Source organism: Streptomyces sp. NPDC059668, assembly GCF_042734135.1.
Classification (GTDB): Bacteria; Actinomycetota; Actinomycetes; order Streptomycetales; family Streptomycetaceae; genus Streptomyces.
Genome location: NZ_JBHWEL010000046.1, coordinates 1 through 26,851, shown reverse-complemented (window position 1 = coordinate 26,851; position 26,851 = coordinate 1). Strand labels below are relative to the sequence as shown.

25 protein-coding genes and 1 pseudogene are annotated in these 26,851 nt (G+C 74.1%); 14 read left to right on the top strand and 12 right to left on the bottom strand.

Annotated features, from left to right (window positions below; translation table 11 throughout):
- Positions 1-117: 117 nt before the first annotated feature.
- On the bottom strand, positions 118-2,301 hold the full coding sequence (locus ACFV2J_RS27715) for a DUF1996 domain-containing protein (protein ID WP_385441184.1): 2,184 nt from the start codon (positions 2,299-2,301) through the stop codon (positions 118-120).
- A 181-nt stretch (positions 2,302-2,482) separates the two neighbouring features.
- Entirely contained in the window at positions 2,483-3,781 is a 1,299-nt protein-coding gene (locus tag ACFV2J_RS27710; protein ID WP_385088307.1) for a hypothetical protein, read from the bottom strand.
- A gap of 200 nt (positions 3,782-3,981) precedes the next feature.
- On the opposite strand from ACFV2J_RS27710, the gene ACFV2J_RS27705 reads away from it, so the two are divergent.
- Complete coding sequence (locus tag ACFV2J_RS27705; RefSeq protein ID WP_385088308.1) at positions 3,982-4,719, top strand: NAD-dependent deacetylase; 738 nt, start codon at positions 3,982-3,984, stop codon at positions 4,717-4,719.
- Positions 4,720-4,869: 150 nt separating this feature from the next.
- The gene (locus tag ACFV2J_RS27700; RefSeq protein WP_385088310.1) at positions 4,870-5,181 is read left to right on the top strand and encodes a hypothetical protein; all 312 of its coding nucleotides are present in this window, start codon (positions 4,870-4,872) and stop codon (positions 5,179-5,181) included.
- Between the two features lie 217 nt (positions 5,182-5,398).
- Here ACFV2J_RS27700 and ACFV2J_RS27695 read toward each other — a convergent pair whose 3' ends face one another.
- The 4 genes and pseudogenes from ACFV2J_RS27695 to ACFV2J_RS27680 form a co-directional block, all read right to left on the bottom strand.
- Positions 5,399-5,881 carry a methylated-DNA--[protein]-cysteine S-methyltransferase gene (locus ACFV2J_RS27695; protein ID WP_385088312.1) on the bottom strand — a complete coding sequence of 161 codons (483 nt, stop codon included), beginning with the start codon at positions 5,879-5,881 and terminating at the stop codon, positions 5,399-5,401.
- A gap of 31 nt (positions 5,882-5,912) precedes the next feature.
- On the bottom strand, positions 5,913-7,469 hold the full coding sequence (locus tag ACFV2J_RS27690) for a DNA-3-methyladenine glycosylase 2 family protein (RefSeq protein ID WP_385088314.1): 1,557 nt from the start codon (positions 7,467-7,469) through the stop codon (positions 5,913-5,915).
- A 119-nt stretch (positions 7,470-7,588) separates the two neighbouring features.
- Positions 7,589-8,518 (bottom strand): M48 family metalloprotease, encoded by a 930-nt coding sequence (locus tag ACFV2J_RS27685; RefSeq protein WP_385441179.1) that lies wholly within the window; start codon positions 8,516-8,518, stop codon positions 7,589-7,591.
- A 267-nt stretch (positions 8,519-8,785) separates the two neighbouring features.
- Positions 8,786-9,151 (bottom strand): annotated as a pseudogene (locus ACFV2J_RS27680) (BlaI/MecI/CopY family transcriptional regulator); the annotation flags it as partial.
- Positions 9,152-9,251: 100 nt separating this feature from the next.
- On the opposite strand from ACFV2J_RS27680, the gene ACFV2J_RS27675 reads away from it, so the two are divergent.
- The 4 genes from ACFV2J_RS27675 (at position 9,252) to ACFV2J_RS27660 (ending at position 12,911) form a co-directional block, all read left to right on the top strand.
- Complete coding sequence (locus ACFV2J_RS27675; RefSeq protein WP_385096572.1) at positions 9,252-10,022, top strand: DedA family protein; 771 nt, start codon at positions 9,252-9,254, stop codon at positions 10,020-10,022.
- A complete protein-coding gene (locus ACFV2J_RS27670) occupies positions 10,019-10,624 on the top strand; it encodes a phosphatase PAP2 family protein (RefSeq protein WP_385096569.1) in 606 nt (201 codons plus the stop codon). Before ACFV2J_RS27675 ends, ACFV2J_RS27670 begins: the two co-directional genes overlap by 4 nt.
- A gap of 263 nt (positions 10,625-10,887) precedes the next feature.
- Entirely contained in the window at positions 10,888-11,550 is a 663-nt protein-coding gene (locus ACFV2J_RS27665) for a response regulator transcription factor (protein WP_385096566.1), read from the top strand.
- Positions 11,547-12,911 carry a sensor histidine kinase gene (locus ACFV2J_RS27660; protein ID WP_385441174.1) on the top strand — a complete coding sequence of 455 codons (1,365 nt, stop codon included), beginning with the start codon at positions 11,547-11,549 and terminating at the stop codon, positions 12,909-12,911. The genes ACFV2J_RS27665 and ACFV2J_RS27660 overlap by 4 nt, the downstream gene beginning before the upstream one ends.
- Positions 12,912-13,609: 698 nt before the next feature.
- Here the strand turns inward: ACFV2J_RS27660 and ACFV2J_RS27655 are convergent.
- Positions 13,610-14,560 carry a lysylphosphatidylglycerol synthase domain-containing protein gene (locus tag ACFV2J_RS27655; protein ID WP_385092881.1) on the bottom strand — a complete coding sequence of 317 codons (951 nt, stop codon included), beginning with the start codon at positions 14,558-14,560 and terminating at the stop codon, positions 13,610-13,612.
- 166 nt (positions 14,561-14,726) lie between these two features.
- On the opposite strand from ACFV2J_RS27655, the gene ACFV2J_RS27650 reads away from it, so the two are divergent.
- Together ACFV2J_RS27650 and ACFV2J_RS27645 are read left to right on the top strand one after the other, a co-directional pair.
- The gene (locus tag ACFV2J_RS27650; RefSeq protein WP_385092883.1) at positions 14,727-15,110 is read left to right on the top strand and encodes a BlaI/MecI/CopY family transcriptional regulator; all 384 of its coding nucleotides are present in this window, start codon (positions 14,727-14,729) and stop codon (positions 15,108-15,110) included.
- On the top strand, positions 15,107-16,003 hold the full coding sequence (locus ACFV2J_RS27645) for a M56 family metallopeptidase (RefSeq protein WP_385092886.1): 897 nt from the start codon (positions 15,107-15,109) through the stop codon (positions 16,001-16,003). The genes ACFV2J_RS27650 and ACFV2J_RS27645 overlap by 4 nt, the downstream gene beginning before the upstream one ends.
- 105 nt (positions 16,004-16,108) lie before the next feature.
- Here ACFV2J_RS27645 and ACFV2J_RS27640 read toward each other — a convergent pair whose 3' ends face one another.
- From ACFV2J_RS27640 to ACFV2J_RS27630, 3 genes are all read right to left on the bottom strand, one after another.
- A complete protein-coding gene (locus tag ACFV2J_RS27640; RefSeq protein ID WP_385092889.1) occupies positions 16,109-16,990 on the bottom strand; it encodes an alpha/beta fold hydrolase in 882 nt (293 codons plus the stop codon).
- Positions 16,991-17,128: 138 nt separating this feature from the next.
- Entirely contained in the window at positions 17,129-18,256 is a 1,128-nt protein-coding gene (locus ACFV2J_RS27635; RefSeq protein ID WP_385092891.1) for a sensor histidine kinase, read from the bottom strand.
- Between the two features lie 2 nt (positions 18,257-18,258).
- The gene (locus ACFV2J_RS27630) at positions 18,259-19,032 is read right to left on the bottom strand and encodes a response regulator (RefSeq protein WP_385092894.1); all 774 of its coding nucleotides are present in this window, start codon (positions 19,030-19,032) and stop codon (positions 18,259-18,261) included.
- A 104-nt stretch (positions 19,033-19,136) separates the two neighbouring features.
- Here ACFV2J_RS27630 and ACFV2J_RS27625 point away from each other — a divergent pair, with 104 nt between their 5' ends.
- The 5 genes from ACFV2J_RS27625 to ACFV2J_RS27605 all read left to right on the top strand — a co-directional run bounded on the left by ACFV2J_RS27625 (position 19,137) and on the right by ACFV2J_RS27605 (position 24,140).
- Positions 19,137-19,871, top strand: a complete 735-nt coding sequence (locus ACFV2J_RS27625; RefSeq protein ID WP_385092897.1) for a glycosyltransferase family 2 protein — start codon at positions 19,137-19,139, stop codon at positions 19,869-19,871.
- Positions 19,868-20,485, top strand: a complete 618-nt coding sequence (locus ACFV2J_RS27620; RefSeq protein WP_385092899.1) for a DUF2064 domain-containing protein — start codon at positions 19,868-19,870, stop codon at positions 20,483-20,485. The genes ACFV2J_RS27625 and ACFV2J_RS27620 overlap by 4 nt, the downstream gene beginning before the upstream one ends.
- Entirely contained in the window at positions 20,482-21,840 is a 1,359-nt protein-coding gene (locus ACFV2J_RS27615; RefSeq protein ID WP_385441168.1) for a methyltransferase domain-containing protein, read from the top strand. Before ACFV2J_RS27620 ends, ACFV2J_RS27615 begins: the two co-directional genes overlap by 4 nt.
- A gap of 227 nt (positions 21,841-22,067) precedes the next feature.
- Entirely contained in the window at positions 22,068-23,465 is a 1,398-nt protein-coding gene (locus ACFV2J_RS27610) for a hypothetical protein (RefSeq protein ID WP_385096255.1), read from the top strand.
- Between the two features lie 54 nt (positions 23,466-23,519).
- Positions 23,520-24,140, top strand: a complete 621-nt coding sequence (locus ACFV2J_RS27605) for a TetR/AcrR family transcriptional regulator (RefSeq protein WP_385096258.1) — start codon at positions 23,520-23,522, stop codon at positions 24,138-24,140.
- 293 nt (positions 24,141-24,433) lie between these two features.
- On the opposite strand, the gene ACFV2J_RS27600 is transcribed toward ACFV2J_RS27605, so the two are convergent.
- Both ACFV2J_RS27600 and ACFV2J_RS27595 read right to left on the bottom strand, forming a co-directional pair.
- Positions 24,434-25,036 (bottom strand): GPP34 family phosphoprotein, encoded by a 603-nt coding sequence (locus tag ACFV2J_RS27600; RefSeq protein WP_385441165.1) that lies wholly within the window; start codon positions 25,034-25,036, stop codon positions 24,434-24,436.
- Between the two features lie 257 nt (positions 25,037-25,293).
- Positions 25,294-25,596 carry a muconolactone Delta-isomerase family protein gene (locus ACFV2J_RS27595; protein ID WP_385441163.1) on the bottom strand — a complete coding sequence of 101 codons (303 nt, stop codon included), beginning with the start codon at positions 25,594-25,596 and terminating at the stop codon, positions 25,294-25,296.
- A 187-nt stretch (positions 25,597-25,783) separates the two neighbouring features.
- Here ACFV2J_RS27595 and ACFV2J_RS27590 point away from each other — a divergent pair, with 187 nt between their 5' ends.
- Complete coding sequence (locus ACFV2J_RS27590; protein ID WP_385096264.1) at positions 25,784-26,707, top strand: LysR family transcriptional regulator; 924 nt, start codon at positions 25,784-25,786, stop codon at positions 26,705-26,707.
- The last annotated feature ends 144 nt before the right edge of the window (positions 26,708-26,851 follow it).

The following is a 26,851-nucleotide window of genomic DNA, read 5'->3' as shown; positions in this document are numbered from 1 at the left end:
ATATCACAATCACCCCTCACGGCCCGGGACCGTAACACCTGCACCCGCGAGGGCACGCCGCGGCACCCCGGGTAGACGCGGTTACGGGCGTCGTCCGGTCGATCGCCCGGGGCGATGTCAGACGGTGCTGCGCCTGATCCTGCGCAGGAGCACCAGGCCCGCGATCACGAGCACTCCGCCGCCCGCGGCCGGCCACAGGGTCGTACCGGTCTCGGCCAGGTCGCCGCTCGCCACCGTCTGCGGTTCGGTCTGCGCCTGGGCCTGGGACGACACCTGCGCGGACGGGGCGTCCCCGCTCGCGGCCGGCGTCTGTCCGGTGCCGGCCGCGCCGCCCTGGTCGTCATTCTTGCCGTCCTGCGTCGCGGCGGGCGGGGTCGTCGTGTCCGCCTTGGGTACGACGCCGCCCTGGCCGTCGTTCTCCGGTTCGGCACCGGTCGTGGCGGCCGGGGGCTTCGGCCGCTGCGTCGCCGCGGGGGTACCGGGGTCGGCCCCGGCGTCTCCACCGTCGGTGGGGTCGGCGCTCGGGGCGTCCTTCGTCGGCTCACCGGAACCACCGCCGGCGTTGCCGCCGTTACCGGCGTTCCCACCGTTGCCGTTGTCGCCACCGTTGCCGCCGGCATTGCCACCGTTGCCGCCGGCACCACCATTGGCGTTGCCGTTGTCGCCGCCGTTACCGCCGTTGCCGTTGTCGCCGCCGGCACCACCGTTACCGTTGTCGCCGCCGTTGCCGCCGGCACCGTCGACGCACTGCTTGCCGGTGTTGATGCAGTCGACCATCTCCCGCATCAGGGCGGCGTCGAAGACGTTGATGAAGTCGTCGTGGTCGGTGATGGCCTTGTGCAGCTGCTCGGGGAACCCGTCCACGGCGTACGGGTTCTTCACCTGGCCGTTCTCGATGGTCGGCTGCGGAACGTCGTAGACCAGCCGCATCGTCAGCTGCGGAATCGCCTTGAAGCCGCCCGCGCAGTTGCCGTTAGCGTCGGCGAACGCCACGTGCGTGCGGTGGTTGGCGCTGTCGATGTTCTGACCGTCCCAGCAGCTCTGGAAGGCGAACTTCCGGATCACGCTGCTGCCCTGGGGGCAGATCGGGTACTTGTCCGTCAGCTGCACCTTGTCCTCGAACCCGGTGCAGCTCCAGTGCGCGTTGGCGTTCGCGGGGCCGTTGACGAACGCCTTGGCGTCACCGGTGATGATGCGCAGGAACGTCGGCATCTCGACGACCTTGCTCTGCGGAGAGCCCACGAACTCGATCTGCGCCTGCTTGGCCTGCAGGACCTTGCCGATGTTGCCTTCCAGACCACCGCCGTTGCGGTCGGCGTCGAACTCCTGCGTGCCGTCCTGGACGCGCAGCACCGGCCAGTAGTACGTGGACTTGTCAGCCTGGTTCTTGCACGTGGTGTCGCCGGCCGCGAGGTCGTCGTTGCTGGCGAAGGCGTCGTTCGCCTGGTTGCCGACGTAGTCGTGCAGGTGGTGGGCGCCGTTGGCGACACCGGGGGCGACGATGACGTTGTCGGTGTTGAACTTCTTGTTGGCGTTCACACCGCACGTGCTCGTGAACGTACCGGTCGAGGCGTCGCCGCCGTTGCCCGGCTTCTGCTGCACGTTCGGCTGGACCGTGGTGATGTCCACGAAGTCCGCGGCGACGGGCCCGCTGGCGGGCGTCGCGCCGCCGCCCTGCTGGCCGTTGTTCTGCTGACCGTTGCCGTTCTGCTGCTGACCGCCGCCGTTGTCGCCCTGCTGCTGGCCGCCGTTCTGGTCACCGGCGTTGTCCTGGGCCGGGGTGGCGGGAACCGCGGTGCAGGTGGCGACGCCGTCGAGCATGCCGGGAGCCTCGGCGCCCGCGTTCTTGAAATCGATCTTGATGCGGTCGACGACCGCGGCCCGCTTCTCCTTCAGCGGGCCGAGGACCGCGTTCTGCACGAAGCTCGGGTCCTGCTTCTGGGCCTGCTCCGCCGAGGCGAGGCGTGCGTACGCCTCGGAGATCTGCTGGTCGAGGAGGGCGAGTTGCTTGTCGACCTCCGCCTTCGCGGCCTCCGGCACCTCTGTGAGCTTGCTGCCCACGTCCGGGCAGTCGATCGTGGCGGCGCCCGCCGCCTTGGTCTCGTTCTGCTGCCCGGATGCACCGCCCCAGCTCTCGGTGGCTGACGCGTAGACGTTCACCGCCACCAGCCCACCTCCGCCCAATATCAGCGCGGCTGCGGCAAATGTCGCACGCCGTGCCCCTGTGGGGCGTCTGCGCGTGTTCCGTCTCACGTGTGTACTCCTACGCCTCGTAACAGGCCCGGCATGGAAATCCCCCATGGCATACGTAGAGGGGCCCGGGTGCGTTCAAGTGCCTCAGGAATTCACAGCGGCCTCATACGCGTCGGCCGATGGATCACGTCCTCGCGGTTCCACGGCCCCTCGCTCCGGCGCACCCTATATCCCCTCGCGGCGCGCGGACGACGACCCACCTCTCCGGGCTCGTGACTCCCGCGGACGCTCATGCGTCGCGCTGTGTCCAGGTGCCTCGTCTGCCCGCCTTCATCAGCGTGTTGACGATGTGGGACCGCTTCCGGGCTCCACGGAGCATTTTCTCCGCCGCCAGTCCGAACGCCAGCGCGGGCGCGGCAAGTCCGAGGGTTTCCCCGGCGCCGATCGCCAGCCCCGTACCAGCGAGACCGAGCCCGGCTTCGGCCGTGGCCCAGGCGAACTGCCTGGGTGATCGCCCGGTGGCCGGCAGCCTCGTCCTGACCGTCCGCAGGAGTGCCGCCAGGGTCTCAACGGCGGTGGCGTCCGCGGCTCGCAGCGCGTTCTGGAAGTCGGTGCGCCGACGGGTCACGGCGTCGTCCTGGTAGATCTTCGCGATGTCCTGCCAGCTCAGTGTTCCGACCGCCGCCAGGTCGGACGAGGTCAGCCCGCGCCCCGCGGGCGACGCGGGCACGGGGTGAACGGGCTCGAACAACGCGTCCGTCGGACGGCCGAGATACAGCCCGACGTCGGCCGCTTCCGGCAGGGGCCGCAGGGATGCCCCGTCGGTGCCGAGCGTCCGCTGCACCGCCCCGTTCCACGCCTGCGTCGCGGTGTTCCGAATCGCGGTCCTGTGCGGCGGGTTCGTCGCCTCCAGGTGCGTGATGAGCAGGGCTCTGCGGTGACGCTCCGAGTCTCCCAAGTGGTCGGCCAGGTAGGCGAGTGTGCGTTCCACCGGCGCGTAGTCGTGGCTCGGGAGCCCGGGCAGTTCAGCCACCTCTTCGAGCACATCGCGGTACGAGCTCGGGCGTGCCACGGCACTTGTGCCCAAGGGCACCCCGGCTTCGCGGGAGAAGTGGTGCAGCGTCCAGGCCACGGCTTGGAGCCGCTGCCGTATCGCGCCGCCTTCCTCGTACCGTGTTCCCAGGGCGGTGCCTCGGGCGAACAGCGGACCCGGATTGGCGTCCCCGCGTTCCAGGATCGCCTCCGACAGCCTGATCATGGGCTCCGCCGTGTCGAACGACGCCGAGCGCCAACCGGGCTCCAGAACACGGTGCAACCCCGTGGTGACCAGGGTGAACGGGTCGCTCCCGGAGGGAGCGGCGGTGGTGCAGCGCAGGAACGCGGGGCAGGTGCGCGCGAAGGATCTGAAGTCGTCGGACTCGAAGAGCGTCTGCACCACGGGGCTGTCGACGAGCTGGATGTCACTCAGCACGATGCTGTGCCCAAGCAGGGCGTGGATCTTCAGCATGACGGCCGGCGACTGGTCCTCGGGATCCCACCCGGACAGCCGCAGGTGGTCACCGTCTAGCCAGTGTGCGTAGATCTCCATGACTCTCTCCCCCGCCGCATGAGCTTCCCCCGGTCACCGGCTGACGGCATTTCACCGCAGTCGGCCTCCCGAGCGTGCGGACTCTGCCTCCCCCGCACGTCACCGGCGCAACCCGATCGCAGGAAGTCCGCACTCCGACGGGACGAGGCCCGCCGCGATATCCGTTGGCCGCGAGCGGCCGGGCGTCCTACGCTCGGCCGATGAACAGGCCCTTGGTCGCCATCCTCAGTGGCGCAGGCATCTCGACGGATTCCGGCATCCCCGACTACCGCGGCCCCAACGGCCTGTGGCGGAAGGATCCCGAGGCCGAGAAGCTCGTGACGTACGAGTACTACATGGGTGACCCCGAGATCAGGCGCCGGTCGTGGCAGATGCGGCGGACGAACTGGGCGCTTCAGGCCGAGCCGAACGCCGCGCACCTGGCCGTCGCCGAGTTGGAGAGGTCCGGGACCCCGGTGCGGGTGATCACGCAGAACGTGGACGGGCTGCACCAGCTCGCCGGGATGCCGGCCCGCAAGGTCCTCGAACTGCACGGCACGGCGCGGAAGTTCGTGTGCACCACGTGCCAGGCGCGCGGGCCCATGGAGGACGTCCTCGCGCGGGTCGAGGCGGGCGAGGACGATCCGCCCTGTCTGGAGTGCGGCGGGATCCTGAAATCCGCGACCGTGATGTTCGGCGAACGGCTCGACCCGGTCGTCCTCGGCGAAGCCGCCGCCGTCACCAAGGCCTCCCAGGTCTTCATCGCCGTCGGCAGCAGCCTCCAGGTGCACCCCGCCGCCGGACTCGCCGGGGTCGCCGCCGACCACGGAGCCCGGCTGATCATCGTCAACGCCGAACCGACCCCGTACGACGACCGCGCCGAGCAGGTCGTACGGGAACCGATCGGTACCGCGCTGCCCGAACTGCTCCGCGGGCTGACCGACGAGGCCGACGACTAGGGCACGCCTGGACGGGGAGCTGACTCCGGCCCAGTATCAGGAGCTCGCGGCGCGTTGCGACGGTGGCCCGTACTGGCAGACCGGCGACGCCCAGGCCTCCGGGCGTGGCTTTACGAACGATCTGAACGAGGCAAGGAACGCACTGCGCCGATGACCAGCCCTTCCCCCGTGGACGACGACCGCGGCTGCCTGCGTCCGGTCCTCGCCGTTCCGCTGATCCTGCTCACCCTGGTCGCCGCGTACTTCTGCTGGACGGCACTGTCCATCCGTCCGTCCGGGCCCTGGGACGACGACGCATACGCCGGCATCACGCTCGCGTGCGTCCTCACCATCGGCGCCGCTGGTGTGGCGGCGGCACTGTGGCTGCTGCCGTCGGTGCGACGCACCATGGGGTGGTGGTGGGTCGGCCCCGCCGTGCTGTTGGGTGTGATCGCAGTGGTCCGATGGGTGACGGGCGGCTGAGCCGTCCCGCGCCCGTCGCTGTCGGCCTGCTCATCGCCGTCGGCAGCAGCCTCCAGGTGCACCCCGCCGCCGCACTCGCGGCGTCAACGGCGTACCGACCCCGTACGACGACCGCACCGAGCCGGTCGTACGGGAGCCGATCGGTACCGCGCCGCCGGCGCTGCTGGGCGCGCCCGTCGGGGAGCAAGAGGGGCGGACGGGTCAGAAGGCGGACGGGTCAGAAGAGGGCCGTGCCGCGCTCGAAGTCGAGCAGGCGCCGCTTGCGGTCCAGGCCGCCGCCGTAGCCCGTGAGGCTTCCGTCTGCGCCGACCACTCGGTGGCAGGGCACGATGATGCCGACGGGATTCCGGCCGTTGGCGAGGCCCACCGCGCGGGAGGCCTTGGGGTTGCCGAGGGCGTCGGCGAGTTCTCCGTACGAGCGGATCTCGCCGTAGGGGATCCGGACCAGTTGGTCCCAGACGCTGCGCTGGAAGGGCGTGCCGGTGAGCCGCATCGGCAGGTCGAACTCCTTGAGGTCGCCCGCGAAATAGGCCGTCAGCTGGCGCTTCGGCTCGGCCAGGAGGCTGTCGTCCCGCTCGCCGAAGTCCTCCTCGGGCGGCCGGTGACGCTGGCCGACCATGTAGAGGCCGCACAGCAGGCCGTCGTCGGCGACGAGGGTGAGGGGGCCGTAGGGGCTGTCGGTGACCGTGTGTCGTTTCACTGCGTGTCCTTGGTGCCGGCCCGTGACGGGCTCATACGGGAAGGAAGTTGATCGGGTGGCTGTCGGTCGCCCACAGGTACTGGACCGCGTACGCCCGCCACGGGCGCCAGGCCGCCGCGCGGGCGGTCAGGGCAGCCGGCGTGGAGGGCAGGCCCAACTCCTGGGCGGCGCGCCGGATTCCGAGGTCGGTGGGGAGGAAGGCGTCGGGGTCGCCGAGGGCGCGCATCGCGATGACGTCGACGGTCCAGGGGCCGAATCCGGGCAGGTCGAGGAGTCGGGCCCGGGCCTCCGCCCAGTCGCTCTCCACTCCCAAGTGAAGTGTCCCATCGGCCAGTTGGCGCACGAGCGTGGTGAACGTGGTGCGGCGGGTGCGCGGCATGGCCAGGGACTCGGGGTCGAGCGCGGCCAGTGAGTCGGGGGACGGGAAGAGATGGGTGAGACCGCCCTCGGGGTCCTCGACCGGCTCGCCGTGCGCGGTGACCAGGCGGGCGGCGTGGGTACGGGCCGCGGCCGTCGAGACCTGCTGACCGAGGACGGCCCGTACGGCGAACTCGGCCTCGTCCACCGTGCGCGGCACCCGCCGCCCCGGCGCCTTGTCGACGAGCGGGGCCAGCAGTGGATCGGTGCGCAACTGGTCGTCGACGGCGACCGGGTCCGCGTCCAGGTCGAGCATGCGGCGGCAGCGGCTGATGGCGACGGTGAGGTCGCGCAGGTCGGTGAGGGTGAGCCGGCAGCCGATGTGGTCGGCGTGCGGGGTGAGCGCGACGATGCCGTGGCCGTAGGGCAGTCGCAGGGTGCGCCGGTAGGCGCCGTCGCGCCATTCCTCGACCCCGGGCACGGCCGTCGCCGCGAGGTGGCCGAAGAGGTTGTCGGGGTTGAGCGGGGCGCGGAACGGCAGGCGGAGGGAGAGTACGCCGGGCGTCCCCGCCCCCGTACCGCCGGGCGTCCTCGCTCCGGTTCCCGTGCCCGTCGGCACTGAGGGGCTCGCCTTCACGACGGCCGCCGCCCGTTTCCTCGGGAGGCGTTCGCGCAGTTCGCTCGGGGAGAGGGCGAAGACCTCGCGCACGGTGTCGTTGAAGGTACGGATCGAGGAGAACCCGGCCGCGAAGGCGATCTCCGTCATCGGGAGCGGGGTGGTCTCGATGAGCAGCCGCGCGGTCTGCGCGCGCTGCGCCCTGGCGAGCGCGAGCGGCCCCGCGCCCAGCTCGGCCAGCAGCTGCCGCTCGATCTGGCGGGTGCTGTAGTCGAGCCGGCCGGCCAGGCCGGGGACGCCCTCCCGGTCCACGATCCCGTCGCCGATCAGACGCATCGCGCGGGCCACCAGGTCGGCGCGCTGGTTCCACTCGGGCGATCCGGGGCTGGTGTCCGGACGGCAGCGCTTGCAGGCCCGGAATCCGGCCTGCTGGCAGGCCGCCGCGCTCGGGTGGAACGTCATGTTCTCCGGCTTCGGCGGCACGACCGGGCAGCTGGGCCGGCAGTAGATCCGGGTGGTCAGGACCGCCGTGAAGAACCAGCCGTCGAAGCGCGCGTCCTTCGACTGGACAGCGCGTACGCAGCGCTCGGTGTCGGTGTGCATCCCGTTCCGCATGTCTCCAGGATCGGGCACGGGCGGGGGTGGGGCTGGCGAGAATCCGACATCAGCCTCGCGGGACCTCGAACAGGCCGTGCCCCGGGTGTGGACCGGACCGGTACGGGCGGGTGGGCCGGTCAGCGAGGCTCCTCGCCCTGGGCCACCTCCACCTCGTGGTGGAAGGCGAGGATGCCGGTGGCCGCCGTGCCGGCCGAGGCGGTCGCGCAGGCGGCCAGCAGGAGGGCGATCCAGGGCGCGGCACGGCCGTGGCCACTGGGAGCCGCCAGGAGGGCCGCGACGCGCTGGGGCACGGGTCCGGTGGTCGCCGCGGGGGCGAAGTCGGGGCGGTCGGAGCGGACGGAGGAGGAGGCGAGGGCGGCGCGCGCGAGGGCGCGCGCGGTCAGCCGCCGGTCGCCCACCACGGCCGCGGCGGCCTCGTCGGCGGCACGTTCGGCGGCGAGCGCGATGACCGCGCGGACCGGGCGCAGCCCGGGATGGCAGTGCGCCGCGAGCTCGGCGACGACGAGGAACCGGTGGTGGCCGCCGGCGTTGTGGGCCCGCTCGTGGGCGAAGAGCACCTCGCGTTCGTCGGCGCCCAGGCTGCGGAGCATTCCCGTCGTGACGACGATGCGGTGGGGGCGGCCCGGCAGCGCGTACGCGTCCGGGTGGGGCGACTCGATCACGCACAGGTCGCCCGCGGCGGGGCGGCCGTCGGCCTCGGTGCGGGCGGCGCGGAAGGCGCGCAGCTGCCGCAGGGCGGAGCGGACGACTGTTCCGGCACCGAGGGTCAGCAGGCCGGTCGCGGCCGCCGCCAGCGGGAGGACGACGAGGTCGGACGGGGTGCGCAGGGGCTGGACGAGGTCACCGAGGCCCGCGAGGAACGGCAGCTTGAGCAGGCCGGTGAGGACCAGGGCGCCGAGGGCGGCCACGGAGCAGCCGGCCAGCACGAGGACCGTGAGGGTCAGCGCCCACAGGGCGGCGACCGGCGTGAGCCGGTCGAGGCAGCGCCGCGCCGCCGCCGGTACCGCGAAGGGCACCAGAAGCGGGATGAGCAGCAGAGCGGTCATGACGCACCCATCGTAGTCGCGTGCCAGGTTCCGGTACTCGGCCTACTCTCCTTGATCGTCCTGGTCGCCGGGTCCGCGTTCCCGCCGTCCGCCCGATCCCTCTCGCGCGTCCGATGTCCGTCGCGCGTCGGGCAACCGTCGGGCGTCCGGCGACTGCCGTGCGTCCGGCGACTGTCGCCCGTCGAGTGCCGGCTCACCGTCCATTACGGGTCGACCGTGCGGTACGGGTCGACCGTCCGGTACCGCCGCCCCGTCCGGAAGCGACGGCTCGTCCGGTTCCAGCAGGTCGCGCAGGAGACGCTCGTCGTCGGGGCTGAGCTGGGCGACGAACCGGGCCAGCGCCGTCTCACGGTCCTCGTCGCGGTCGAGCTCGGTGTGCATACGGCGCGCGGTGAGCCCGTGCGGGTCCTGGACGGGGAAATAGGCGAAACCGCGGCCCTGCCGCTCCCGGCCGACGATCCCCTTCTCGTGCAGCCTGGACAGGATCGTCGTCACCGTCGTGCGGGCCAGGCCCGTACCCAGCCGCGTCTGCACCCCGCCGGGCGTGAGGGGTGCGTCGGCGGCCCAGAGGGCGGCCATGACGGAGGCCTCCAGCTCACCCGCCGGCCGGCGTTCGTCCTTCGCGCTGGTCATGGGAACGATCCTCACCCCGATATCGTCTACAGTTCAGTAGACCGTCTACATCATTGTAGTCAGTCGGGTGTCGTCACGACCACACCCGTCCCTGTCCAGTATGAGAGGGCTCGCGACGATGGCCGCACCTTTGTTCGCAGCGTCACAGCTCGGAACACCGTTCGGAACACATCTCGGATCACACCTCGGGGCGCACCTCGGCGTGAGCCTCGGTTCGGGGCCGGGGTCCGAGCTCGCGGTGAACGTTCTCAGCGCCCAGTCCCTGCTCGCCGCCTTCGGCGTGCTGGGTGTGGGCGTGGTGATGTTCGCGGAGACGGGACTGCTGATCGGCTTCTTCCTGCCCGGCGACTCACTGCTGTTCACGGCGGGCCTGCTGTGCACGGGGTCGGGCCAGGGCGGGCTGAAGCTGTCGCTGCCCGCGCTCCTGATCGCCGCCGCGGTCGGCGCGCTGGCCGGCGCCCAGTGCGGCTATCTCATCGGGCGCAAGGCGGGCGGCGCCCTGCTGGCCCGCAGCGGCTCGCCCCGGCTGCACGCCGGCGCCCAGCGCGCGGAGGAGTTGCTGGAGCGCTACGGGCACGCGAAGGCGATCGTGCTGGCCCGTTTCGTACCGGTGGTGCGCACGGTGCTGAACCCGATGGCGGGCGCCCTCCAGGTGCCCGTCCGCACGTTCACCCTGTGGCAGGTCGTCGGCGGCCTCGTCTGGAGCCTCGGCCTCACCCTCGCCGGGTACGCGCTGGGTTCGTCCATCCCGAACGTCGACCGGTACCTCCTGCCGATCATCGCCGTGATCGTCGTCGTGTCGCTGATCCCGCTGGCCGCCGAGCTGCGCCGCTCGCGCAGGGCCGCCGCGGAGAGGGGTGCCCAGGGATGACGCTCGCGTTCGACGGGTCGTCGATCGACGGCTCCTCCTACACCTACGTCGTGGGCCTCGCCCAGGACGCGCCGTCGTGGCTGGACACCCTGGTACGGGACTGGTCGACGTACGGGCTCGGAGTGTTCGCCGTCCTCATGCTCGTGGGCTGGTGGCGGGCGCGGCACCACAGCGCCCGGGCCGCGGTGATCGCGCTCATGGTGCCGGTGATCGTCGTGGTGGCGTACGGGGTGAACTCGGTGTTCAAGCTGCTCGTCCGCGAGGACCGGCCCTGTCAGAGCCTGCGGGTGAGGACGCTGGAGGCGTGTCCGGCGCCGGGCGACTGGTCGTTCCCCAGCAATCACGCGGTCATCGCGGCCGCCGCCGCGGTCGCCCTGCTCTGCGTCTCCCGCCGTCTCGGCACCGTCGCCCTCGTGGCGGCCTGCGCGATGGCCGTCGCCCGGGTCTGGGTGGGCGCCCACTACCCGCACGACGTGGTGGCCGGCGTCCTGGTCGGCACGCTGATCGCGAGGGCGCTGACGACGTTCCTCGGCAGGGTCTCCGACCCGCTCGCGGGCCGGCTGACGCGGTCACGGCTGCGGCCGCTGCTGGCACCGGCGTAGCTCCGCCGGACACCCACGACCACCGCCGCGCCGCCGCCCTCGCCGGCACCGGCACCAGCACCAGCACTGATACGGGTGCCGGTAGCGGCGTACCCCTGCGGCACCCGCCGCGTCGCCTCGCAAGAGCGGGCGGAGCCGACCTCGTACGGGGCCTGGCGGCACCCATGCCGTACGGGGCGGGTGGCGCCGAAGGCCTACGGGAGTGGGCGGCGCCGAAGCCCTACGGAGCGGGCGGCGTGGCGGAAAGCGGCTGAAGGAGAAGCATGCGTCACACGGTCCTGGTCGTCGAGGACGATCACGCCCTGCGGGACGTCCTGCTGCGCGGCCTGCGCGACGAGGACTTCGACGCCCTGCCCGCCGCGGACGGCGCGACCGCGCTGCGGCTGGCCGGGGCCGGGGTCGACGCGGCCGTGCTCGACGTGGGACTGCCCGACGCGGACGGCCGGGACGTGTGCCAGGCGCTCCGGGCCAACGGCTTTCCCGGGCCCGTGATCTTCCTGACGGCCCATCATCACCTCACGGACCGGCTGGCGGGCTTCTCGGCCGGCGGCGACGACTATCTGCCCAAGCCGTTCCACCTCACCGAGCTGGCCGCCCGGCTGCGGGCGGCGCTCAGGCGCGGCGGCTCCCTCCCGTCCAGCACGGCCGGCGACGTCGTCCTGGACCCGGTCGGGCACGGCCTCACCGTCCGGGGCACCCGGATCGCCCTCACCCCGACGGAGTTCCGGCTGCTGGCGGTGCTCATGGCGGGCTCCGGGGACGTCGTGCGCCGGCGGGAGCTGATCAGGGCGGGCTGGCCCGAGGGCGCCCAGGTCAGCGACAACACCCTGGACCAGTACCTGACCCGGTTGCGCCGCAAGCTACGGGACGGCGGCAGCACGCTGACCGTCAGCACCGCGCGCGGCATCGGCCACCGTCTGTCATGAGGGACCTCGCCCGCCGCTGGTGGCCCCGCACCCTGCGCGGCCGGCTCTCGCTGGTCGCGCTCACCACCGCGACGCTCCTCATGGTGATCCTCACCGTCGCGTTCAACACGGTCGTACGGCATCACCTCCGGCACCAGGCGGACGACGAGCTGCGCACCCGTGCCAGCGCCGTCGCGGCGACCCTCGACACCAGTACCCCGCGGGTGCGGGTCCTGGAGACCTCGGGCGAGGAGCTCCTCGACGCGAACGCCTGGATCTACGCGGACGGCAGGCTGCTCGAGAAGCCCTCGTCCGCCACCGCCACCGGCCCGCTGACCCGTGCCGCCGGCCGGCTCGCGGCGCGCGGTGGCCGGCACTGCGAGACCGCCTCCGGTCACCGCGACGTCCGGCTCTGCGCGCAGCCGGTGCCCGGCGGGAACGGCACCGCGGCCGTCGTCACCGCGCTGGACCTGTCGCCCTACCGCGGCTCGGCCGACACCCTGCTGCTCGCCTCCCTCGTCCTCGACGCCGCCATGCTCGCCGGCACCTACGGGCTGACCCGGCTGGTGGTGGGACGCGCGCTGCGTCCCGTGCGCACGATGACGGAGCAGGCCACCCGGTGGAGCGCCATCACCTCCGAGGTACGTTTCGGCGGCGTGCCCCGCCCCACCGAACTGGCGCGGCTGGGTGGTTCGCTGGACGCGCTCCTCGACCGTATCCGGGCGCTGCTGCGCCACGAGCGTCAGCTCACCCGGGAGCTGTCGCACGAGCTGCGCAATCCGCTCGCCCGCATCGTCGCCGAGCTCGACTGGTGGCAGGCCCGTCCGCGCTCCGCCGAGGACACCCTGGCCGTCCACGCGGCCATCGCCGACGCGGCCCTGTCGATGCGCGCGATCTGCGACACCCTGCTCGACGAGGCCCGCGACAGCGCGGCGTCCGCGCCCGGCACGGCCGCCGTGGCGCCGGTGCTCGGGCGGCTCGTGGACCGTCTCGGCGGTGGGCGCGAGCGGGTGGAGACCGTCGTCACCTGCCCGGACGCCGGGCTGTCGGCCGGGGTGCCGGACGCTCTTCTGGAGCGGATCGTCAGCCCCCTGCTCGACAACGCGCTGCGGCACGCGCGCACCAGGGTCGGGATCCTGGCCCAGGGGGAGCCCGGCGGCGTACGTGTCGAGGTCACCGACGACGGTCCCGGCGTACCGCCGTCGTTCGTGGCGCAGCTGTTCCAGCCCGGCCGCCGGGCCGATCCGGGGGACGGACACGGCGGAGCGGGTCTGGGACTGCCGCTCGCGCGGCGCCTGGCCCGGTCCGCGGGCGGGGAGGTGGACCACGACCCGCGGTACACCGGCGGCGCGGCGTTCGTGGTCAGCCTGCCCGCGGGCTGAGGGGTCGCGCCCACAGGCGGGGTCCGCCGCTCCGGTGAGCCGGGCGGTCCCGCCGAGACGGTCCACGAGCCGCCCGAGCACCGGCGCCACGGCGGCCGTGCCGGGCGCGGACGCCGCGCTGTCGCGGGCCCGCCCGTCCCGCGCAGCGGTCACCCTCCCCGCGGTGCGGTCGACCTGTCCGAGGGGCGTTCGGCCTGTCCGCGGGCCCAACGATCGCCTCTCCGCCGGGCCGGCCCGGCCATCGTCCGTGCCGTGGGCGGGCCGGTCGGTCCTCCCGGGGCTCGGCGACCGCCGCGACCGGGTGACGTCCTCGCACGTCGCGGCGAGGTACACCACCCGCGCCGGGACGACGGCGAGGAACGGCACGCGGGTGCAGGAACGGCACGCGGGTGCTCACGGCGGCGAAGCCGAGGCCGGCGTCGCCGGTGGGCCGCGAGAGGTGGTCGTCCTCGTCCTCGCGCCGGCGAGCGTGCGGGTGGGTGCCTCCGCGGACGGCTGCCTCGCGACGGTCCGATCGAGTACTTCGCGGCGGTCCGATCGACGCCCCCGAGCGGCCGGGCCAGGATGTGGCGGATCGGCCGGGTCAGGATGTGGCGATCCAGAAGGCCAGGACGGGGCTCCCGGTGTCGGCGGAGCACGGCCTGGCGGCGGCGCGGCCACTCTCTCGACCCCCGGCCGACGGCGCCCCCGCCGATCGCTCAGAGCACTCGGCGACGCGCCAGTACGGCCAGCACGACCAGGCCCGGCACCAGAGGCAGCCACACCGTCAGGAGCCGGTAGCCGAGGACCACGGACGCCGCCTCGCCGCCCGGCGCTCCGGTCAGGGTGAGGGCCAGCGCGAGGGCCGCGTCCAGCGATCCGATTCCGCCGGGGGTGGGCAGCAGGACGGCGGCGCTGCTCGCGGCGAGGTAGGCCAGTGCCACCCGGGCCGGTGACAGCGGCAGTTCGAGTGCCTGGGCGACCGCGACGACCACGGTGGCGTGCAGCGCCGCGAAGGCGAGCGAGCCACCCCACAGCGCGGCGGCGCGGGCGGGGATCCCGTGCACGGCGCGCACGTCCGCCAGGACGGCCCGCACCGCGCGCCGCGGCGGTCCCGGCAGGAGCACGACGGCGGTCACGGCCACGACGGCCGAGACCGCGACGGCGGTCACGGAGACGCCCGGGAGGCGCAGTACGCCGGGGCAGGCCGACGCGAGCACGGCGATCAGGAAGGCGCGCGCGACGGCTCCGGCCGTGGCCTTCACGCCGAGCGCCGTCGCCGACCGGGCGACCGGGAGTCCGCACCGGGTCAGGAAGCGCAGGTTGACCGCGCCCGCGCCGAGGCCCGCGGGCAGCACGTGATTGGCGGCGGAGGCGGCGAACTGCGCGGCGACCAGCCGCCCGGCGGGCAGCGGCCGGGTCACCGCGCCCTGCTGGGCGAGTGCCGAGCACACCCAGGTACCCCCGGTGGCGACGGCCGCGACGAGCAGCCAGCCGTGGTCGGCGACGGCCAGCCGGCTGGTACCGGTCTCGATCACCGGCCAGTGGCGCCGCGCGAGATAGGCCGCCCCGGCGAGCACGGCGAGCGACAGCGCGGTGTGCAGGAGGGCACGCCTGTTCAGGGGTGCCGTGGTGGTGCCGGCGGGCGGCAGGTTCACGGTCTTGGCCATCGTCCACCTTTCACCCTACAGAGCGTAGGGTTTTTCACCCTACAAGACGTAGGGTGAAAGGTGGAAGCCGACAGGCAAAAAGGTCAGATCAGAGCGAAACGGGTGGGGGCGCTCTCTGTCAGCCCTCACCACCGTCCGCACCCCTACGCACTGTAAGGTGGCGAACATGGCTGGCACAGCCCCTCATGGGAGGGCGGAACGGCGCAGCGCCGGCGCGTTGGAGAGCGAGGTCCTCGCCGCACTCTGGGCCACCGACAAGGCCCTGACTCCCGCCGAGATACAGAGTGAGATCGGCGGCGGTCTCGCCTACAACACCGTGCACACCATCCTCAAGCGCCTGTACGACAAGGGCCTGGTGCTGCGTGACGTCGACGGCCGGCGCGGCGCGTACCGGCCCGCCAAGAACGCGGCCGAGCTGACCGCCGAGGCCATGCACGAGGCACTGGACCGCGGGCCGGACCCGATCGCGGCCCTCCAGCAGTTCGTCACCGGGCTGAGCCCCCGCGAGGAAGAGGCCCTGCGCGACCTCCTCAGGGGGAGCGGAGCGTGAGGATCGACGTCTACATCCCCCTCTTCCTGCCGTTGCTGCTGACGGCCGCCGCGGCACAGGTCGGACGGCGGATCTCCCCCGCGCCGGCCGCCCGCGTCCTCACCGTCGCGGCGGTGCTGACCGCGGCCGCCTCCACCTGGGCACTGCTCCTGCTCGCCGCCACCCTCGTCAACGAGGCGCCGCTCGTGGCCACGGAGACCGGCGAGACGGGCCGCCGCCTGCCCGAACCGGTGCCGGTGGCGATCGCCGTCGTCGCGATCACCCTTCTCTGGCTGATCGCCTTCCGGCTCGTACGGGCCCTGCGCGCCCACTGCGCGACCCGTCGCGTCCTTGAACGGCTGTGCGAGGGCCACCCCGCGGACAGCGAACTCGTCGTCGCCGCGTCCGCGACCCCCCGGGCCTTCGCGATCCCGGGGACGCCGGGGCGCATCCTGGTCACGTCCGCCATGCTCGGTGCGCTGGAACCGGCGGAGCGGCGGGTCCTGCTGGCCCACGAACGCGCCCATCTCACCCACCGGCACTCGGCGCTGTCGACCGCCGTGACCCTGGCCGCCGCGGCCAACCCGGTGCTGGAGCCGGTGCGCGCCACCGTCGCGTTCCTCGTGGAGCGCTGGGCCGACGAGGAGGCCGCGCGCAGCGTCGGGGACCGGCGTACCACCGCGCGCGCCCTCGCCCGGGCCGCCCTGGTGGCCCAGCGGGCCCGGCCGGGCTGCGCCCTGAACTTCTCCGAACACGCCGTCACCCGCCGGATCGCCGCGCTCCAGACGGCTCCGCCACCCGACCTGTGGTCCATCGGCGTGGCCGTGCTGGCCCTCGCCGCCCTGTCGGCCCTCGGCGCGCTCGACGCCACCGGCGACCTGCTGCGCCTGCTGGGCGAGTCACTGCCGGACTAGGCGAGTCACTCCCCGACCAACAACAAGGCTGCCCGCGGTGACCGCCGGCCGGCCCGGTCCTCCGTGTGGGGCGCACACCCCTGGGGACCCGACCGTCGAGGCCGCTCAGCGGGTGTGCGCGTCCAAGGCGTCGATGATCTCGTGCCAGAGTTCGCGGGGGCGGTCGTGTCCCATGTCGGGGAGCAGCAGGAGTCTTGCCCCGGGCACCAGGTCGGCCGTGCGCTTTCCGCCGCTGGGATCGATCAGGGTGTCGTCCAGACCGTGGATCACCAAAGTCGGTACCCGAAGGCCGCGGAGCGCGTCGGCGCGTGAGCCGTCGAGGATCATCGCGCCGAGCTGCCGCCCGACTCCGCCGGGGTGGTGGCCGCGGTCGTAGCTCGCGGCGGCCAGCTCGCGGAGGGGGGTGACGTCGCCGTAGCGCTTGGACGCCCAGGCCAGTTCCCTGTCCGCCGCCGCGACGTACCCGTCGCGGTCCTCCGGCTTCGGGCTGAGGAGCACGGCCTGGGCCTCGTCGCCGGGCCGGCCGTATCCGGCCTCGCCGGTCGAGGACATCATCGACGTCAGGGTCAGGACGCGGGCGGGACTGCTGATGGCCATCCTCTGGGCGATCATGCCGCCCATGGAGGATCCGACCACGTGAGCACGTTCGATCCCGAGCGCGGTGAGCAGTCCGAGGCCGTCGTCGGCCATGTCCTGGAGCGTGTAGGGCACCATCGCGCGGGCGGTCGGGAGGTCGCCCGAGCTCACGGCGCCGATGAACCGGCCCATGTCGACGGGGTGGTCGTCGAACCGGGTGGACAGCCCGCAGTCCCGGTTGTCGTAGCGGATCACGTGGCGTCCGCGTTCCGCGAGCGCACGGCAGAAGTCCTCGTGCCAGGCGATCATCTGGGCGCCGAAGCCCATCACGAGCAGGACCGCCGGATCGGAGGGGTCGCCGAACGTCTCGTACGCCAGGGACACTCCGGGTGCGGCTTCGATGATCGGCATGGTGCGAGTGTCGCAGCACGGCCCTTCCGCGCGCACCCGGTATTCGCGGCGCCGGAACGCGCCGGGCCCGCGTTCGCCGTGCCGGTGCTCACCGCGCGTTCGGGGGAGGATCGGCGCGGGCCCTGGGGCCGCCGTGCGTCACCCCGGCGACAGGACGGGGCCGGCCGGCGGGAGGGTGACCTCGAAGCGGCAGCCGCCGGGGACGTTGTGCACGGCGGCCCGTCCCTGGTGGGCCTCCACGATGCCGCGGACGATCGCCAGGCCCAGGCCCGCCCCGGCGGGCGGGGTGCGCGCGTGGGTGCCCCGCCACCCGGTGTCGAAGACGCGCGGAAGGTCCTCCTCGGGGATGCCCCCGCAGCCGTCGGTGACGGACAGCACCACACCCTGGTCCGACCGCTCCGCCGCGATCGCCACCGTGCCGTCGGCCGGTGTCCGGCGGATCGCGTTGACCAGGAGATTGCCCAGGACCCGGCTCATCTCCTTGCCGTCCACCTCGACCGGCACCGGCTCGACACGGTCGCCGACCAGCCGCACCCCGTACTCCCGGGCGAGCGGGTCGGCACCCGCGAGGGCGTCGCCCACGAGGTCGTACACGGAGACACGGGAGGGCGACAGGGCCAGGCTCCCCGCGTGTATGCGGGAGAGCTCGAAGAGATCGCCCACCATGTCGTTGAGCCGTTCGACCTCGGTACGCATCTGGCGCAGATAGCGGTCCGGGTCGGCGGCGACGCCGTCCTCCAGCGCCTCCGACATCGCGCGGAGCCCGGCGAGCGGGGTGCGCAGGTCGTGCGAGATCCACGCGACGAGTTCACGGCGCGAGGTCTCCAGGGCCCGTTCGCGGTCCCGTGACTCGGCGAGCTTCACACTCGTGGCGGCCAGCTCACGTCCCAGGGCGGCCAGTTCGGCGGTCGCCGGACCGTCGGGGGCCGCGAAGTCACCGCCGTCGCCGAAGGAGCGGGCGGCCAGCGTCAGGTCCCGGCTGCGGGCCACGACCCAGCGGCCCAGCAGCAGCGCGGTGGCCAGCGAGACGACGGCCGCCATGGCCACCACCGTCGTGACGACGGTCAGGTCGTGCGAGGACAGGAACATCGCCCACGCCACGGCGAGCGTCCCCGCGAGCATCGCGGTCACCCCCACGGCGGCGACCACGGCGAGGGACGCGGTCAGCGAGCGCCGCCGGATCAGCCACAGCGTGCCCGCGCCGAGCAGGCCGGCGCCCGCGGCGCCGAGAAAGGCGCAGAGGGCGATGAGCAGGATGTCACGCATGGTCAGACCGCCTCCGCGGACGTCGTGGCGTCGAAGCGGTAGCCCGCGCCCCACACCGTGTGGATCAACCGGGGCCGCGCCGGATCGTCCTCGACCTTCCCGCGCAGCCGCCGTACGTGCACGGTGACCGTCGAGAGGTCGCCGAAGTCCCAGCCCCAGACCTCACGCATCAGGTCCTCGCGGCTGAACACCCGCCCGGGGTGCCGGAGGAAGAACGCGAGGAGATCGAACTCCCTTGTCGTGAGGGCGAGTTCGACACTCCCCTTGGTGGCACGACGGGCGGCCGGATCGAGGCCGAGACCGGCCGCGTGCAGCGGGTGCGCGGCGGTGGCGGGGCGCGCGCGGCGCAGTACGGACTCCACGCGCAGCACCAGTTCCCGGGGGCTGAACGGCTTCGTGACGTAGTCGTCGGCGCCCACCTCCAGGCCCAGGATCCGGTCGTCCTCGTCGCCCCGCGCGGTGAGCATGATGACGGGCACCGGGCCGCGTCCGCGCATCCGCCGGCACACCTCGAGCCCGTCCATCCCCGGCAGCATCAGGTCCAGCACCACCAGGTCGGGCCAGTGCGCGGCGGCACGGGCGAGCGCGGCGGGCCCGTCCGCGGCACGGTCCACGAGGTAGCCCGCGCGGTCGAGGTAGCCGGAGACGACCTCGGCCACGGTGGGGTCGTCGTCGACGACGAGGACCCGCGCCGCGCCCCCGTGCCCGGCCGGGGCGGTCGCGGCGCCCGGCGCCGTGTCGGGTGCGACACCTGCGGATTCGTACGGCTCTTGCATGGCTTCAGCCTCCCACCCGCTCGGGCTCCGGGCGGGCCGCCCCCGCTCGACGTCCGTGTTTCGTAAGGATCAGAAGCCCGGTATGTCCTTTTCGCCTTCGTAGGGTGAGAGCCGTGACGACCTCTCCCCCCGCGGACCCCGTAGTCGATGTGGTCCTGCCCTGCCTGAACGAGGCCGAGGCCCTGCCCTGGGTGCTCGCCCGCATTCCGTCCGGCTGGCGCGCGCTGGTCGTGGACAACGGGTCCACGGACGGTTCCGCGGAGCTTGCCCGTGGCCTCGGCGCCACCGTCGTGCGCGAGGAGCGCCGCGGGTTCGGTGCCGCCTGCCACGCCGGACTGACCGCGGCCACCGCCGACATCGTGTGCTTCTGCGACTGCGACGCCTCCCTCGACCCGTCCCTGCTCGTGCCCTTCGTGCGCGAGGTGCGCGACGGCGCGGCCGACCTCGTGCTGGGGCGCCGGCGCCCGCGGGGGCGGCGCGCGTGGCCCGCGCACGCGCGGGCCGGCAACCTCGCGCTCGCCCGGATGCTCCGCCGCCGTACCGGGCTCGCCCTGCACGACCTGGGTCCGCTGCGCGCCGCGCGCCGCGAACCGCTGCTCGCCCTCGGTCTCACGGACCGCCGCAGTGGCTACCCGCTCCAGATGGTCGTCCGCGCCGCCGACGCCGGCTGGCGCGTCACCGAGCACGACGTGCCGTATCTCCCGCGCACCGGTGCCTCGAAGGTCACCGGCACCTGGCGTGGCACCTGGCAGGCGGTACGGGACATGCGCCGCGTGCTGGCCGAGCCGCCCGTCCCGTCCCGCGCCCACGCCCCGTCCCCAGGAGGAACCACCCCGTGAGCACCCTGCTCGTCATCGCCAAGGAACCGCGGCCGGGACGGGTGAAGACCCGGCTCACCCCGCCGTTCACGCCCCGCCAGGCGGCGGCGCTGGCCGAGGCGGCGCTGGCCGACACCCTGCTCACGGTGGCGGCGACGCCCGCGCGACGCCGGGTGCTGGTGCTCGAAGGCGCGCCGGGTCCCTGGCTGCCGCCCGGCATCGACGTCGTACCGCAGTGCGAGGGTGACCTGGACGAACGGCTGGCCGCCGCCTTCGCGGGCTGCTCGGGACCGACCCTGCTCATCGGCATGGACACTCCCCAGGTGACGCCGGAACTCCTCACCGTGGACTTCGCCGGCTGCGACGCGTACTTCGGACCGGCCGAGGACGGTGGCTTCTGGGCACTGGGGCTCGCCGTCCCCGACCCGGACCTGGTGCGGGGCGTACCGATGTCCAGGGCCACCACCGGGGCCGCACAGCGGGAGCGGCTGACCGCCGCGGGGCTGCGTGTCCGCGATCTGCCGTGCCTGCGGGACGTCGACACGGCGTACGACGCCGGAGTCGTCGCGGCCGCGGCACCGCGGGGACGGTTCGCCGCCGAGCTGGCCCGCCTCGAAGCCGGGGGCGGGCGATGAACGCCGCGCGCGGACTCGCCTCCGCACCCGGCCCCGCGGCAAGCCGGGCCGCCGGCCTCGGCGGACCCCCGCCCGCCGCCCGCACGGGCCGGCCGACGGGCACGACCGTGGGCGGGACGACCTCCACGACCGCCGCCGAGGTGACGGGCACTACCGTCGGCAGCACCTCAGGCACTCCCGTGGGCAGCACCGCAGGCACGACCTCGGCCGGGGCCCCAAGTACCGCCTTGGGCGGCGCCACGGGCACGGCCGCGGGCGGGGAGGCAGCGACGGCCTCGGCCCGGGAGGCAGGCGCGACCGCGGCCCGGGAGGCGCGCGGCACGCCGGGCAGGGCGGCGGCGCCCACGGGCCGCACGCCGGTGACCTCGCCGGAGCGCCCCGGACCCGGACCCGGCTTCCCCGAACGGGCCGAACGCGACGGCGCCGCGCCAGCCCTCGTGCGACGCCCCGGACCCGACTTCGCCGGGCACCCCGGGTCCGGCCTCCCACGTCACCCGCGGCCCCGCCTCGCCGGCCACCCCGAACGGCGCCTCGCGCAGCGGGCCGCCCCCGACGTCGCCCCCGCGCCGTCGGCCGGTGAGCAGGCCGGCCAGGCCGCCCCCTGGTCCAGCGACCCGTACGCCGACGCGCTGCGTGTCGGTCGTGGTCCCCTCTACCTGCGCCGCACCGACGGCTGGCTGCTGCCGCTGGACGTGGAGCGGTGGTGTGCCAGGGCCGACACCGCTGATCTGGAGGTGCTGCGGCGCTGCGAGGGTGCCGTGCTCGACGTGGGCTGCGGTCCCGGCCGGCTGATCGCGGCGCTCGCCGCACAGGGGCGGCGGGCCCTGGGGGTCGACATCAGCGAGGCCGCCGTCGCGCACACCGTCCGGCTCGGCGGACAGGCGCTGCACAGGTCGGTCTTCGATCCCGTTCCGGGAGAGGGCCGCTGGGGCACCGCGCTGCTGATCGACGGCAACCTCGGGATCGGCGGCGACCCCGCCGCCCTGCTCGACCGCATGGACCAACTCCTCACACCAGGAGGGTTGTTGATCGTCGAGACGGTGCCCGTGGATGTCGACGAACGGGTGCGGGTACGGGTCGCCGACGACCGGGGAGCCGCCGGTGCGACCTTCCCCTGGGCCCGCCTGGGCACCCCGGCACTGCTCCGGCACGCGGGGCGCGCCGGCTGGCACCCCGACGGCCAGTGGTCGACCGGCGACCGCTCCTTCGTCGCCCTGCGCAGTCGCGGCGCGAGCGGCACCGCACGACCACCGGACGGCACCACGGTGACCGGCCGGCGGCGGGTCGCGAAGCCGGTGGCCGCCCGGCCGGTGGCGGAGCGGCCGGTGACGGAGCGGCCGGTGACGGAGCGGTAGCCGCCCGGCCCGTTGGCAGACCGGTAGCCGCCCGGCCGGTGGCGGCCCCGTAGCCCCCGGCCGGCGCGAAGGGGCGGGCCGCCGACAGGGTCCGCGGCGGACCGCCCGGGGGCCGCCGCGGCCGCAGGACGGAGAAGGCCCCCAAAAGGGTCCTCGAACCATGACGAAAGCCTGACGTCCGTCCCGGTGGCGGGACCTGCGCGGGGATCGCGGCCTAGCGTGCCGGTGTGAACCGCGATCTTCTACGCGACCGTCCCCGCGACCTCTCCCCCGACCGCCCCCAAGGCTCGCTCCGCGATGTCCTCCGCGACCTGTCGGCGGTCCTCACCGCCGCCCTGCTCGTCACGGCGGCGGCCCTGGTCGGCACCGCCATCCAACGCAGCGACCATTCGCTCTTCGTCAATTGGCCTCCCCTGTTCGCGCAGTGGGAACCGCACGTCGGCCCCGGTACCCCGGCCGCCCTCGTGGTCGCCGTCGCCGTCGTGGTCCACGGCCCGCTCCTCGCCGCGCGCCTGCCCTGGCGCCCGCTGCTGTGGGTCGCCTGGGCCACCACGACGGCCTGGACGTTCTCCCTCGCGCTGGTCGACGGCTGGCAGCGCGGCATCGCCGGGCGGCTGACGACCACGAACGAGTACCTCACCGTCGTCGACCGCTTCCACGACATCCCGGCCGCGCTGCGGGACTTCACCCACCACATCGTGAGCCAGTCCCCCGCGCCCTGGCCCGCGCACATCGCCGGACACCCGCCCGGCGCCACCCTCACCTTCGTCCTGCTGGACCGGATCGGTCTGGGCGGTGGCGGCTGGGCGGGCATGTGGTGCGTCACCGTCGGCTCGACCGCCGCGGTCGCGGTCCTGGTCACCGTGCGCGCGCTGGCCGGGGAGTCCCTCGCGCGCCGCGCCGCCCCCTTCCTCGTCCTGGCGCCGGCCGCCGTGTGGGTGGGTGCCTCCGCGGACGGCTACTTCGCGGCGGTCGCCACCTGGGCCGTCGCGTTCCTCGCCCTCGCGGTGACCGGCTCCCGCCCACGGACGACCGGACTCGTATCCGGGCTCCTGTTCGGCCTCACCGCGTACCTCTCGTACGGGCTGGTCCTCTACGCGGTCATCGCCGGCGCCGTCCTGCTGCTCGGCTCCCGCCGGCTGCGTCCCCTCCCGTTCCTCGTCGCCGGGGCCGCCGTGGTGCCGGTGGTGTTCACCCTGCTCGGCTTCGACTGGTGGGAGGCGTACCGTCTGCTGGTCACGCGCTACTACCAAGGGGTCGGCGGGGTCAGGCCGTACGGGTACTGGGTGTGGGCGAACCTCGCGTGCACGGTGCTGATCGTGGGGCCGGCGACGGTGGCGGGTCTGCGGCGGGCCGGCGCCGCCCCGGTGCGCGAGGGTCTGCGCGGCTGTCTGCGCCGGCCCGCCGCCGAACCCCGGCTCGCCCTGCTCGCGTTCGCCGCCCTGCTCGCCCTCCTGGCCGCCGACCTCTCCGGGATGAGCAAGGCGGAGACGGAACGCATCTGGCTGCCCTTCGCGATGTGGCTGCTCCCGGCCGGCGCCCTCCTGCCCCGGCCGCGGGTCTGGCTCGCCGCGCAGGCCGTCCTCGCCCTGCTGCTGAACCATCTGCTGCTGACCGGCTGGTGACCCCGTTCCCGAGGGGGTCCGCCGGAGGTAGACGACCGGTCGTACACTGCTCTCATGGGACGGACGAGCGACGCCCGCGAGAAGATACTCAGCACCGCGCAAACGCTCATCGAGCTGCGCGGTTACTCGGCCCTGGGTGTGGCCGAGATCTGCAAGGCGGCCGGTGTGCCCAAGGGCAGTTTCTACTACTTCTTCGAGTCGAAGGAGGCGCTCGCCCTGGCCGTGATCGACGAGCACTGGACCGGCCAGCGGCAGGCCTGGGCGCGAATCCTGAACGGCGACGAGGAACCGCTGCGCCGGCTCTGGCTGCTGTTCGAGGCGACCGAGGCCGGCCAGCTCGCCGGGCAGCAGAACTGCGGCACCGTCTCGGGCTGCCTCTTCGGGAACCTCACCCTGGAGATGAGCAACCACACCGAGGCCATCCGCACCCGGCTTCAGGAGATCTTCGACGAGCAGGTCGAGATGGTCGCCTCGGTCGTCGGCGAGGCGCTCGGGCGCGGCGAGGTCGCCGTCACCGACGCCCGCGAAGCCGCGCGGGCGGTGGTCGCCCAGCTGGAGGGGCAGGTGCTGTTCGCCAAGCTCTACAACAACGCGCACCGGCTCGGCGCGCTGTGGGCGAACTGCCTGGCCCTGCTCGGCGCGCGTCCGCCGCGGGAGGCGGTGGCCGCGGTCTGACCGGGCTCACGCCCGCCGTCCGCCCGGCTCCAGCCGCCCACCGTCCCCGCCCACACCCGACGACCGGCCGTCCTCGCGCCTACCGGCCCGCCGCGCTCGCGCCCGCCCACCGGCCGGCTCACGCCCACCGGAAAGCCGCGCTCACGCCCGTCGGGCCGGGGCCGCGCGGCGGCGGGGCTCCCGGAAGACCGCGCGGGGCCACGCTCGGCGTACCCGCCCGACTACGCGGCCGTCAGCCCGCCCGTCACCCGCCGGCAGGTGCCCGCCGCCCGCCGCCCGTCAGGACAGCGTCGTCACGGCGCCCGCCAGATGTTGTCGAAGGCCGCGTTCTCGATGATGCGCCGCTGCCGTACGGCCTCGAGTTCCGTCTCCGCGTCGTGCACGGAGTCGAGGACGGTCCCGACCGCTTCGCCGGCGGGGGCGGCACCCTCACCGTCCGGGTGTTCGATGCCGACGGCGGCCGCCAGCCCGACGAGGACGGGATCGCCCTTCGACCAGCGGTCCTCCGCGCGGCGCCGGTCCGGCGAGTCGACCCGTTGTGCCGGGCCGCCGCGCAGCGGATTCCAGCGGCGGAGTCCGGTGGCGGCCGGCTCCCGGGCCTCGGCGGCCGCCCGATAGGCCGCGAACAGGTCACGCCCCCGGCGCCACAGCCAGTCCTCGACGGACTCGTACGGCTCCTGCCGGACGAGCGTCGACACCGCCTGCGACAGCAGGGCGTCGTCCGTGCTCCAGGGCGCCCCGGGCACGATGCGGTCACCGTCCAGGGTGACGGCACCGGCCTCGACGAGGTCGACCAGCTCGGCCCCCGCGAGGGCCAGCGACAGGTCGCCCTGCCCGATGTCCCGGCTGGACGTGACGTCCATGGCGATGATCAACAGGTCCTGCGGTGTGGTCATGTCGGACTCCACGTCAGAGACATCGGTGGCGGGCCGCGGGTGCCGGTGCCGCCTGCGCACCGGACCGGCAACGGCCCGGTTCCCCGGGGCACCGCGCCCGCCGGGCTCCGGCGCGGTGTCCGCCGGCCCGCCCGCCGGTACGGGGCGGCGTCACCCCGTACTACCACCATGTGGTGCGGTGAGCCGACACGCAGCACGGCCGCGCCCACGGGGGCGGCCGTCGCGGCACGGCGCCGTGGACGCGGTCACGGCCGTCGTCAGGATTCGGCGGGCGCCCGGCCCGGGTCGTTCGGGTGGGACTCCAGCGCGGTGACGTGCAGGGTCATCCACGGGCGCAGCGGGAGCGTGCCGAGCACCTTCTCGTGGAGTTCGTCCTCGTCGGCGGCGCGCCAGATGCCCAAACTGCGCAGCTCACCGACCGGGCGCCACAGCCGCGCCAGCCGCCCGGTCGCGGCCAGTTCCCCGGCCCGGACGGCTTCGGCGGCGCGCCGCCGGTCGATCTCGTCCTGGCCGGTGCCCTCGGGAATCGTGGTGGTGATCTCGACCAGGAACTCTCGCATGGTCCCGCTCCGCTCGATGAGGTGTCCGGCGGGTACCGGAACGCCGTGGATGGAGGGACGCCCATGACTCCGGGACTCGTGTCTCCGCGCGGCCGGACCTCCCTGCACCCATCCTGCGCGCGGCACCGGGACGGCGCCACGACCGGCTTCCTCCCCGCTGGGAGGCGTGGCCTCGCAGCGACGTAGCATGACGGACGTGGAGCTGCGCCAACTGCGGTACTTCGTCGCCGTCGCCGAGGAACTGAACTTCGGCCGGGCCGCCGAACGCCTGCTGATCGCGGGCCCCTCCCTGTCCCAGCAGATCAAGGCACTCGAACGCGACTTGGGTGTCCGGCTGTTCGATCGCGATCGTCGCTCGGTCTCCCTGACCCCGGCGGGCGCGGCCCTGCTCCCGCACACCCGCGCGCTGCTGGAACGGGCCGAGGACCTCCAGCGGTGCGCCGAGCGGCTCTCCGGATCGGAATCGGTGCGACTCGGCTACGTCAACTGGCTCCCGCCGGACATGACCGCCCGTACCGCCGGAGTGGCCCGGCTGCATCTCGACGCGTGGGTCGCCCCCTCGCACACCCAGGCCGGCCGGGTCGCCGACGGCAGCCTGGACCTCGCGGTGTGCTGGGTGCGGACCGAGGACCTGGAACGGCGCGGCCTGCACGCCCGGCTCCTCGGCGCCGACCGGCTCTACGCCGTCTCCGCAGGCGGCGACACCGGTGAGGTCGCCGCACGGGACACCGCCGTGCTCCTCGACGACGACACCACCTCCTGGTCGTCCTGGAACGTCTACGCCGAACTGCTGGCCCACGACACGGGGGCCCGCGCGGTGCGGATCTCCGACGGCGGCATCACCGGCCCCGCGTTCTTCGACCACGTCCGCCGCACCGGCCTCCCGGTCGTCAACTCGCCCAAGGGCCAGACCACTCCGCTGCCGCCCGACCTGGTCCAGCGCCCCGTCGTGGCACCGCGGATCCACTGGACCTGGTCCCTGGTCCGGCGCGCGAACGAGGACCGGCCCGCGGTCCTGGCCGCCGCCGAGGCCCTCTGCGCCGACGTCGGCGACCTCGGCCTCGGCGTCCCGGACTCCTGGCTGCCGGAAGGCGACCCGCACCGCCGCTGAGACCCCGCGGACCCCGCCACCGCTGAGACCCCGCAGGCCCCGCCACCGCTGAGACCCGCGGGGGGGGGGCCGCCCCCCCCCCGCGGCCCCCCCCCCCCCCGGGCGGGGGGGGGGCCCCCCCCCCCGCGGGGGCCGCCCCCCCCC